This is a genomic window from Streptomyces cahuitamycinicus (assembly GCF_002891435.1).
GTDB classification, from domain to species: domain Bacteria; phylum Actinomycetota; class Actinomycetes; order Streptomycetales; family Streptomycetaceae; genus Streptomyces; species Streptomyces cahuitamycinicus.
In genome coordinates this window covers 39,266-47,827 of record NZ_POUC01000015.1, presented here as the reverse complement: position 1 = coordinate 47,827, position 8,562 = coordinate 39,266, and the positions used below count along the sequence as shown (strand labels likewise).

General features: G+C 71.7%; 7 protein-coding genes and 1 pseudogene. 6 read left to right on the top strand and 2 right to left on the bottom strand.

What is annotated here, in order from left to right:
• Window positions 1-55: 55 nt before the first annotated feature.
• Entirely contained in the window at window positions 56-841 is a 786-nt protein-coding gene (erm, locus tag C1J00_RS04020) for an ErmE/ErmH/ErmO/ErmR family 23S rRNA (adenine(2058)-N(6))-methyltransferase (RefSeq protein ID WP_102907642.1), read from the top strand.
• Window positions 842-845: 4 nt separating this feature from the next.
• A pseudogene (gene mgt, locus C1J00_RS04015) lies at window positions 846-2,085 on the top strand (macrolide-inactivating glycosyltransferase).
• 26 nt (window positions 2,086-2,111) lie between these two features.
• Here the strand turns inward: mgt and C1J00_RS04010 are convergent.
• Window positions 2,112-3,062, bottom strand: coding sequence for a zinc metalloprotease (locus tag C1J00_RS04010; protein ID WP_102907640.1), 951 nt, complete (start codon window positions 3,060-3,062; stop codon window positions 2,112-2,114).
• Window positions 3,063-3,263: 201 nt separating this feature from the next.
• Between C1J00_RS04010 and C1J00_RS04005 the strand changes: the two genes are divergently transcribed.
• The gene (locus tag C1J00_RS04005; protein ID WP_102907639.1) at window positions 3,264-3,581 is read left to right on the top strand and encodes a hypothetical protein; all 318 of its coding nucleotides are present in this window, start codon (window positions 3,264-3,266) and stop codon (window positions 3,579-3,581) included.
• Window positions 3,582-3,711: 130 nt separating this feature from the next.
• Here C1J00_RS04005 and C1J00_RS04000 read toward each other — a convergent pair whose 3' ends face one another.
• Window positions 3,712-5,964, bottom strand: coding sequence for an MMPL family transporter (locus C1J00_RS04000; protein WP_102907638.1), 2,253 nt, complete (start codon window positions 5,962-5,964; stop codon window positions 3,712-3,714).
• A 339-nt stretch (window positions 5,965-6,303) separates the two neighbouring features.
• On the opposite strand from C1J00_RS04000, the gene C1J00_RS03995 reads away from it, so the two are divergent.
• From C1J00_RS03995 to C1J00_RS03985, 3 genes are all read left to right on the top strand, one after another.
• Window positions 6,304-6,852: a DUF1697 domain-containing protein gene (locus tag C1J00_RS03995; protein ID WP_102907637.1), complete on the top strand. Its 549-nt coding sequence runs from the start codon at window positions 6,304-6,306 to the stop codon at window positions 6,850-6,852.
• The gene (locus C1J00_RS03990) at window positions 6,845-7,219 is read left to right on the top strand and encodes a nuclear transport factor 2 family protein (RefSeq protein ID WP_102907636.1); all 375 of its coding nucleotides are present in this window, start codon (window positions 6,845-6,847) and stop codon (window positions 7,217-7,219) included. Before C1J00_RS03995 ends, C1J00_RS03990 begins: the two co-directional genes overlap by 8 nt.
• A gap of 366 nt (window positions 7,220-7,585) precedes the next feature.
• Window positions 7,586-8,413, top strand: coding sequence for a GvpL/GvpF family gas vesicle protein (locus C1J00_RS03985; RefSeq protein WP_102907635.1), 828 nt, complete (start codon window positions 7,586-7,588; stop codon window positions 8,411-8,413).
• Window positions 8,414-8,562: the final 149 nt, after the last annotated feature.

Genomic DNA, 8,562 nt, shown 5'->3' with positions numbered 1-8,562 from the left:
GTCAGGGCCCTCGTCTGCCCTTCTCCACCTTCCGGAAGACAAGGACCCGCAGGCCATGGCCCGCCCCACCGCGCTCTCCCGCGCCCTCTCGCAGAACTTCCTCGCCGACCGTGCCGCCGCGGAACGCTTCGCCCGGCTCGCCGTCCCACGGCCGGGCACCGTCTCGCTGCTGCTCGAAGTCGGCGCCGGCAAAGGTGCGTTGACCGCCCCACTGGCCGCGCGCTGCCAGGAGCTGCGCGCGTACGAGATCGACCCGCGGCTCGCGCCCGTGCTGCGCGCCCGTTTCTCCGGCACCCCGCAGGTGTGTGTCGTCGAAGGTGATTTCCTGGCCGCGCGTCCGCCCCGTACGGCCTTCTCGGTCGCCGGGAACGTGCCGTTCTCCCGGACCGCGGACGGCGTCGACTGGTGTCTGCGCGCCCCCGCCCTCACCGACGCCACCCTGCTCACCCAGCTCGAGTACGCCCGCAAACGCACCGGGGACTACGGCAGTTGGACGCTGCTGACGGTCCGGAGCTGGCCCCGCTTCGAGTGGCGGCTGCTCGGCCGGGTCGGCCGGCGCAGCTTCCGGCCGGTGCCGCGCGTGGACGCCGGCGTGCTCCGCGTGGAGCGGCGTGAGACCCCGCTGCTCGACGACGGCGCCTGGCGCAGCTGGCGGTCCCTGGTCGAGCTGGGCTTCTCCGGGGCGGGCGGCTCACTGCACGCCTCGCTGCGCGGGGCCCATCCGAGACGGCGGGTGGACGCCGCGTTCCGGGCGGCGCGGCTGGACCGGGGCGTGCTGGTGGGCGAGGTGGCCCCGGCGCGGTGGCTGCGCCTGCACGAGGTGCTGACCTCGTCGATCTAAGAGGTTGCACGAGACGTCTCGTCTCGCATACGGTCGGGCGTATGACCAGTCGCGCGCACATCGCCATGTTCTCCATCGCCGCCCACGGCCACGTGAACCCGAGTCTGGAGGTGATCCGCGAGCTCGTGGCGCGCGGCCACCGGGTGACCTACGCCATCCCGCCCGTCTTCGCGGACAAGGTCGCGGGCACCGGTGCCGAGGTGAAACCCTGGAAGTCGACGCTGCCCTCGCCCGACGACGACCCGGAGGCGTGGGGGAGCACGCTGCTGGACAACGTGGAGCCGTTCCTCGACGACGCGATCCAGGCCCTCCCGCAGCTGATCGAGGCCTACGAGGGTGACGAGCCGGACCTCGTCCTGCACGACATCGCCTCCTACCCGGGCCGGGTCCTCGCCCACCGCTGGGGCGTCCCCGCGGTCTCCCTCTCACCGGCCATGGTCGCCTGGGAGGGATACGAGGAGGAGGTCGCCCGGCCCCTGTGGGAGGAGCCGAAGAAGACCGAGCGGGGGCAGGCCTACTACGCCCGCTTCCAGGCCTGGCTGGAGGAGAACGGGATCACCCTGCACCCCGACGACTTCGGGGGCCGGCCCGACCGCTCGATCGTCCTGTTCCCCGAGGCGCTCCAGCCGAACGCGGACCGTGTCGACGAGCGGGTGTACTCGTTCGTCGGCACCTGCCAGGGCGATCGCACCGCCGAGGGGGAGTGGCAGCGGCCGGCCGACGCGGAGAAGGTCGTGCTCGTGTCCCTCGGGTCGGCCTTCACGAAGCAGCCCGGCTTCTACCGGGCGTGCGTCGAGGCGTTCGGCGACCTGCCCGGCTGGCACCTGGTGCTCTCGGTCGGCAAGCACGTCGACCCGGCGGAATTCGCCGACGTCCCGGCCGACGTCGAGGTGCGTACCTGGGTACCGCAGTTGGCGATCCTGAAGCAGGCCGACCTGTTCGTCACGCACGCGGGCGCGGGTGGCAGCCAGGAGGGCCTCGCCACCGCCACTCCGATGATCGCCGTACCGCAGGCCGTGGACCAGTTCGGCAACGCGGAGATGCTCCAAGGTCTTGGTGTGGCCCGGTACCTGCCCACGGAGGAGGCGACCGGCGAGACCCTGCGCGCGGCGGCCCTCGCCCTGACCGGCGACCCGGAGGTGGCCCGCCGTCTGAAGGAACTCCAGGCCCGAACCGCCGAGGAGGGCGGCACCGGGCGCGCCGCCGACCTCATCGAGGCGGAACTGCCCGCCCGGCGAGGCTGAAGCCGCCCTGCCGCGTCAGGCCGTCGTCACACCGCGACGGCCTGACGGGTGAGGGTCAGGCGGGCGTTGTCGAGCGTGGCGTCCATGCGCGCCGACTGGCCCTTGGTGAACATGAACATCGCGGCGTCGTCGGTGTAGTCCATGTAGTTCATGAACATGTCGCCGTCGGGCGCGTTGCCGCACGTCACATGGGGGAAGCGGGGCGAACCGGCGTTCGCTCCGGCCTGGTTGGGGGTGTCCGCCACGAAGTCGCTGCCGTTGCAGCCCTCGTCGTCGTCGCCCCAGATGTGCCGCAGGTTCAGCCAGTGCCCGATCTCGTGCACAGCCGTGCGGCCGCCGTCGAACGGCGCGGTGGCGGTGCCGGTGGTCCCGAGGGCGGTGTGCGTGACGACCACGCCGTCCGTGGAGGCGGCGCCCCCCGGGAACTGGGCGTAGCCCAGCAGCCCGCGGCGCAGCTGACAGACCCAGAGATTCAGGTAGATGTCCGCCGGCCAGGCGTCCTGACCGCCGCTGAGGCTGAACTTGACCAGGTCGTCGGTGTCCCAGCCCGGGTTCGTGGTCTGAGTCCGCGTGATGCCGTCCGTGGGGCGGCCCAGCGGGTCGGTCCGGGCGAGGTGGAACTGCAGGCGGGCGTCGGCCACCAGGTCCTGCCAGACCGCCGGTACCTTGCTCACGTCCGGGTTGCTCGCGCGGAAGTCCTGGTTGAGCACGTCGATCTGACTGTGGATCTGGGCGTCGCTCACGTTCTGCTCGGGGGTGTTGTGCACGACGTGCACGACGACGGGGATGTCGATGAGGCCCTGACGGGCGGTGACCTGCTCCATCGACTCGTAGGCGAACGCGGTGTTCTCGATCAGGGCCCGGTTCTCGGCGTACTCCGGGTTCAGGGTGAGGAGTCTGCGGTGCACCTCCATGGCGCCGCACCAGCGGCTGTAGTCGGGCGAGGTGGCGCGAAGGAACGCCTGCGCATCGGACATGGTTTGCCCCTCGGGGGAGCTGGGAGTGTGCCGCACACGCGGCTGCGGAAACTGCGCGTCTGTCACGCGCGGCGAGGGCCGGGCGACGCCGGGCGGAGCGTTCGGTTGCCCGTCCCCTCCGAACCCATACACTGGTAATTCTAGTCACTTCGGTACAAGAGCGGCAATGTGGACGGCTTTGGACGAGTGAGGTGGCCGGGCATGCGAGAGTCCCCGTCGGGCCTGTTCCGCCCGTGGCTCCACTCCTACGAGGAGGACCACGAGGACGTGCGGGTCTACCGGCCCGAGGACTTTCCCTTCCCGCCCGCGCGCGGGCGCCGCGGCATGGAGTTCGCGCCCGACGGCACCTTCGTCGACCATCCGCTGGGACGCGGTGACGCCCCCGGCGCCGTGCCCGGTCGCTGGCGGCTCGTGCCGGGCCGCCGCATCGCGCTCACCTTCGGGGGCGCCCGCCCGGACCGGGAGCTGGAGATCGTGCGCTGCGACGCGGAGGTCCTCCAGGTGCGGCGCCTGACCTGACGCTGAGCACCTGACACGGGACCTGACACGGGACCTGACACGGGACCTGACACAGGGCACCTGACACTGGGCAGCGAAGGGCCCGTTGGTTGCCCCGGCAACCAACGGGCCCTTGTCTCCGTCGCGGAGATCAGACCTTGAGGGGCTCGCCCTCGTCGTCCCGCGCCGCCGGTCCGGGGACCGCCTGGGGCGTCTCGTCGTGCGTGAGGTCCGGCAGCCGGTGCAGCCACTTCGGCAGGTACCAGTTGCGCTCGCCGAGCAGCGCCATCACGGCCGGCAGCAGCACGCCCCGGATGATCGTCGCGTCGATGAGCACCGCCGCCGCGAGGCCCACACCCATCTGCTTCATGGACTGCATGGACAGCGTCCCGAAGATCGCGAACACGGCGACCATGATGACGGCGGCACTGGTGACGACCCCGGCCGTGGTGACCACGCCGTGCCGGATCGCGTCCTTCGTCGTCAGCCCCCGCAGCCGCGCCTCGCGGATCCGGGAGACCACGAACACGTGGTAGTCCATCGACAGGCCGAACAGGATGACGAAGAGGAACAGCGGCAGCCAGGTGATGATCGCGCCGACGCCCTCCGCGCCCACCAGGGATGCGCCCCAGCCGTGCTGGAAAACGGCGACGAGGATGCCGTAGGCGGCACCCACCGACAGCAGGTTCAGCACGATCGACGTGATGGCGATGGTCAGCGAGCGGAACGACAGCAGCATCAGCGCGAAGGCGAAGACCACGACGAACGCGAACACCGGGACGACAGCGCCCGCCAGTTGGTCGTTGAAGTCCTTGGAACCCGCGACCTGCCCGGTGACGGGCGCCTCGACCCCGTCGACCCTGCCGAGCGTGGCCGGACGCACCTCGTCACGCAGCTTGTCCAGGCTCGCGCCCGCCTTGTCCTGGTCGGAACCGCCGACGAGCGGGACGTAGACGAACGCCACGTTCTGCGCGTCGTGCAGCTTGATCTCCACCGGACCGCGCGAGGCGCCCGAACTGATCGCCCGGTCACGGAAGTCGGCGAGCGCGGACTTCACCTCGGGCGCGTTGATGTCGTCGGCCTTCACGACCACCTCGGCCGGCTCGGAACCGCCCGGGAAGGCCTCGTTGAGCCGGTTGTACGTCTGGACGATCGGCAGCGAGTCGCCGAACTCCTGGTCCAGCGTGAGCTGCTGCGTCTTCATGCCGAGCGCGGGAGCCGCGATGGCCAGCAGCGCTCCGGTCGCGACCGCCACCGCGATCACCGGCCTGGCGAGGACGCGCCGCAGCACGGCCGTCCAGAACCGGCTGTCCTGACCGCCGCCGCTCCGCTTGCGCCTGCGCAGGAACGGTATGCGGCCCTTCTCGACGCGCCCGCCGAGCAGCGACAGCAGCGCGGGCAGCACGGTCACGGACCCCACCATCGCCACGGCCACCACCATCAGCGAGGCCAGGCCCATCGCCTCGAACTCGGCGAGGCCGGTGAACAGCATGCCCGCCATCGCCACGCACACCGTGACACCCGAGACGACGATCGCCCGGCCGCTGGTCGCGGCGGCGATCCTCAGGGCCGTCTGCGCGTCCCGGCCGGCCTCGCGCTCCTCGCGCTCGCGGCGCAGGTAGAACAGGCAGTAGTCGACGCCGACGGCCAGACCGACCAGCAGCATCACGGAGTTCGCGGTGTCGCTCATCGGCATGACGTGGCTGACGACGCCCATCAGCCCCATCGTCGCCATGATCGCGGTGATCGCCAGCACCACCGGCAGCAGCGCCGCGACCAGCGCGCCGAACGCGATGAGCAGGATGCCGAAGGCCACCGGCACCGCGGAGTACTCGGCCTTCTTGAAGTCGTCGCCGAACGCGTCGTCGAACGTCTTCATCATGCTGGCGCCGCCGATCTCCTCGATCCGCAGCGCCTCGTGGTCCTGCTGTACCCCCTCGACGGCCTTCAGCACCGGCTCGACCCGCTCGCCGGCGGTGTCCGGCTCGCCGCGCATGTCGAACTGCACGAGCGCGCTGCGGCCGTCCTTGGAGATCGTCTTCGTGTCGTACGGCGAGGCGACCTCGGTGACCCGGCCGGTCCCCTCGACCGCGCGCACGACGGCGTCGACGGCGTCCCGGAACTCGGCGTCCGTCGCCTTCAGGTCACCGCCCTTGGCCTGGATCAGAACGTTCTCACTGGCCGGCTCGTCGATCCCGGCGTCCTCGATGATCCGCGCGGCGGTGTGCGTCTCGCCCTTCAGCTGGTCGCTGTCCTTGACGTCGACCCGGCCCGCTGCCGAACCGAGCCCCATCGCCAGGACGACGAACAGGACCCAGATTCCGACGGCAGCCCATCGGTGCCGGGCGCTCCAGCCGCCGGCCCGGGCGGCGAGGCCCCGCGCCCGTTTGTCTCGGTTCCCCATGACGGGCTTGCCCCCTCGAGATGCGGTGGCGGCCCCCTGCCGCCCCTCTCCCTTCGAAGGTATGGGTCGGATAAAGCCATCTCGTCGTGCTGTCCGGTGAACTGGCGGGGCCCGCACTCATCCCGATGGAGCGAGCCCTCTCCCCACTGGGGAGGACCCCCGCCCACTGTGGTCCCTTACACCTATCGCCAGACATTTCGGGCTCCTCGGGTGTGTGGATCCTGGGCAGACGGTTGTGCCACGCGAAGACCGGTGAGTAATTTACGGGGCCGGGCAGCTGCCCGCGGCGGCCGTCGTGCCCACCCCCACGGGGCACGACGGCCGCTTTATCGTGAGTGGATGACGACGACATACGCGGCCCTGCTGCGCGGCATCAACGTGGGCGGCAGCAGGAACGTCCCCATGGCGGACCTGCGCACGCTCCTGGCGGACCTCGGCCACGGCGACGTCCGCACCTACCTGCAGAGCGGCCAGGCCGTGTTCTCCTCCGGCCACCGCGGCGAGGAGTCACTGGCCCGCGAGATCGCGCAGGCCATCGAGCGGCGCTTCGGCTTCGGCGTCGACGTGATCGTGCGCGACCACGCGTATCTGCGGGCGATCGCCGACGCCTGTCCGTTCCCCGCCGCCGACCTGGAACCCAAACAGCTCCACGTCACCTACTTCTCCGCGCCCGTCACCCCCGACCGCTTCGCGGAGATCGACCGGGACGCCTACCTCCCCGAGGAGTTCCGCCTCGGCGACCGGGCCCTGTACCTGTACGCCCCGAACGGCCTGGGCCGCTCCAAACTGGCCGAACACCTGTCGAAACCGCGCATCGGCAAAGGCGTGATCGCCACGACCCGCAACTGGAACACCGTCGTCAAACTGGTGGAGATGACAGGTGCCTGAGCGCAACCCGGCCGTCGAGTCCGCGATGGAGGGCGAACTCGCCCTGCTCACCCCGAAGGTCCGCCGGTCACCCGAGCGGGTCGGGGCGCTGCTGCACCCCGACTTCCACGAGTTCGGAGCCTCCGGCCGGCACTGGAGCCGGGCCGCCATCATCGCCTCCCTGGCCGCCACCGCCGAGCCCGGCGCCGAGCCCGTCGCCGTCTCCGCCCTGAGAGGCGTGCAGCTCGCCCCCGACCTGGTCCACCTCACCTACGACACCGAGTACGACGGCAGCCGCGCACACCGCAGTTCACTGTGGCGGCGCACCGAGGGCCGCTGGCTGCTCTACTTCCACCAGGCGACCCCGTTCAGCACACGGGCAACGTGACACGGCGGCCCCCCCAGGCGGGGCGTGTGCGATGTGATCTCGGCCGGCACGGTCAGCCGCGGGTCCCCGAAGCGAAGAGGCCGCCCTCGCCCCGGTGGATGACCAGGCCCCCGACCGTCGCGGTCGGCCTGCGGCTCACGGGGCAGCCCCTTCCCCGCCGAGGTCCCCGGGATCGCCGTACGGCGTCCGCCACGGGAATAAGGCGTCGCCCATTCCGGGCCCCCGGCCCTGCCCCCCTGGGGCAAGGCCAACCCGCCGGCCGTTCCCGTGAACGCCTGTGCCGTCCCCCGCGTACCTAGGGACGGACGGCACGAGAACGGAGTCTCGCGAGAGGAATCGCACGGCCACCGACAGGAGCCCGCAGTCATGAGCGACACGAACCTCGTCTACACCTACGCGGTCCTGCGCCGCACGCCCGAGGCCGCGGCGGCCACGGCCCACCTGCGCGGTGTCGCCGGAGAGCCGATCCACCTGGTCGCCCCGGCCTTCAGCGGCCCCCAGCTCGCCTTCGCCGTCGGCCACGTCCCGCCGGCCGACTACGCCGACGCTCCCCTGCAGGCCCACCTCGCCGACGTGGACTGGCTGGAGTCCACGGTCCGCTCCCACCACGCCGTGGTGGCCGCCCTGGTCGCCTCCGGTGCCGCCGTGCTGCCCCTGCGCCTGGCCACCGTCTTCCCCGACGAGGACCGCGCCCGCCAGGCCCTCGACACCCGCCGCGGCTACTTCCTCTCCCTCCTCGACCGCCTCACGGGCCATGTCGAACTCGGCGTCAAGATCTACGCCGCCCCGGACATCACCCCGCCCGAGGCCGACCCGGAGCCCGCGCAGGAGCCGGTCACCGGCCTCGGAGTGGGCCGCGCCTACCAGGTGATCCGCCGTCGCAGACAGCGCAGGAACGAGGAGGCCTGGCGTACGGTCGCGCAGGCCGCGGGCCGCCTCGCCGAAACGGCCGGAACCCTCGCCGTCGACCGCGTCGCCCACACCCCCGAACGCGGCAGCCTGGCGGGCTCGGCCCCCGGCACCAACGTCGCCAACGACGCCTACCTCGTCCCGGCCGAGCGCGTCGTCGCCTTCCGCGCGGGCATCCTCGCGGCAGCCCGGGGCGTCCCCGGCCTCCGTGTGGAGATCACCGGCCCCTGGGCCCCGTACTCCTTCGCCCTCCAGCCGGAACCCCACGAGGAACCGGCGGCGTGACGGTCAGCCCGTCCGCATCCCTGTCGTGATGGCCTCGGACACCGTGCGGTGGCGCAGGTAGTCGCGCACGCCGTGCGGCCAGGCCGGCGCGATACTGATCTCCGGCAGTTCCTCGACTCCAGGGTTGCTGACGGCGGCACCCAGGGCCC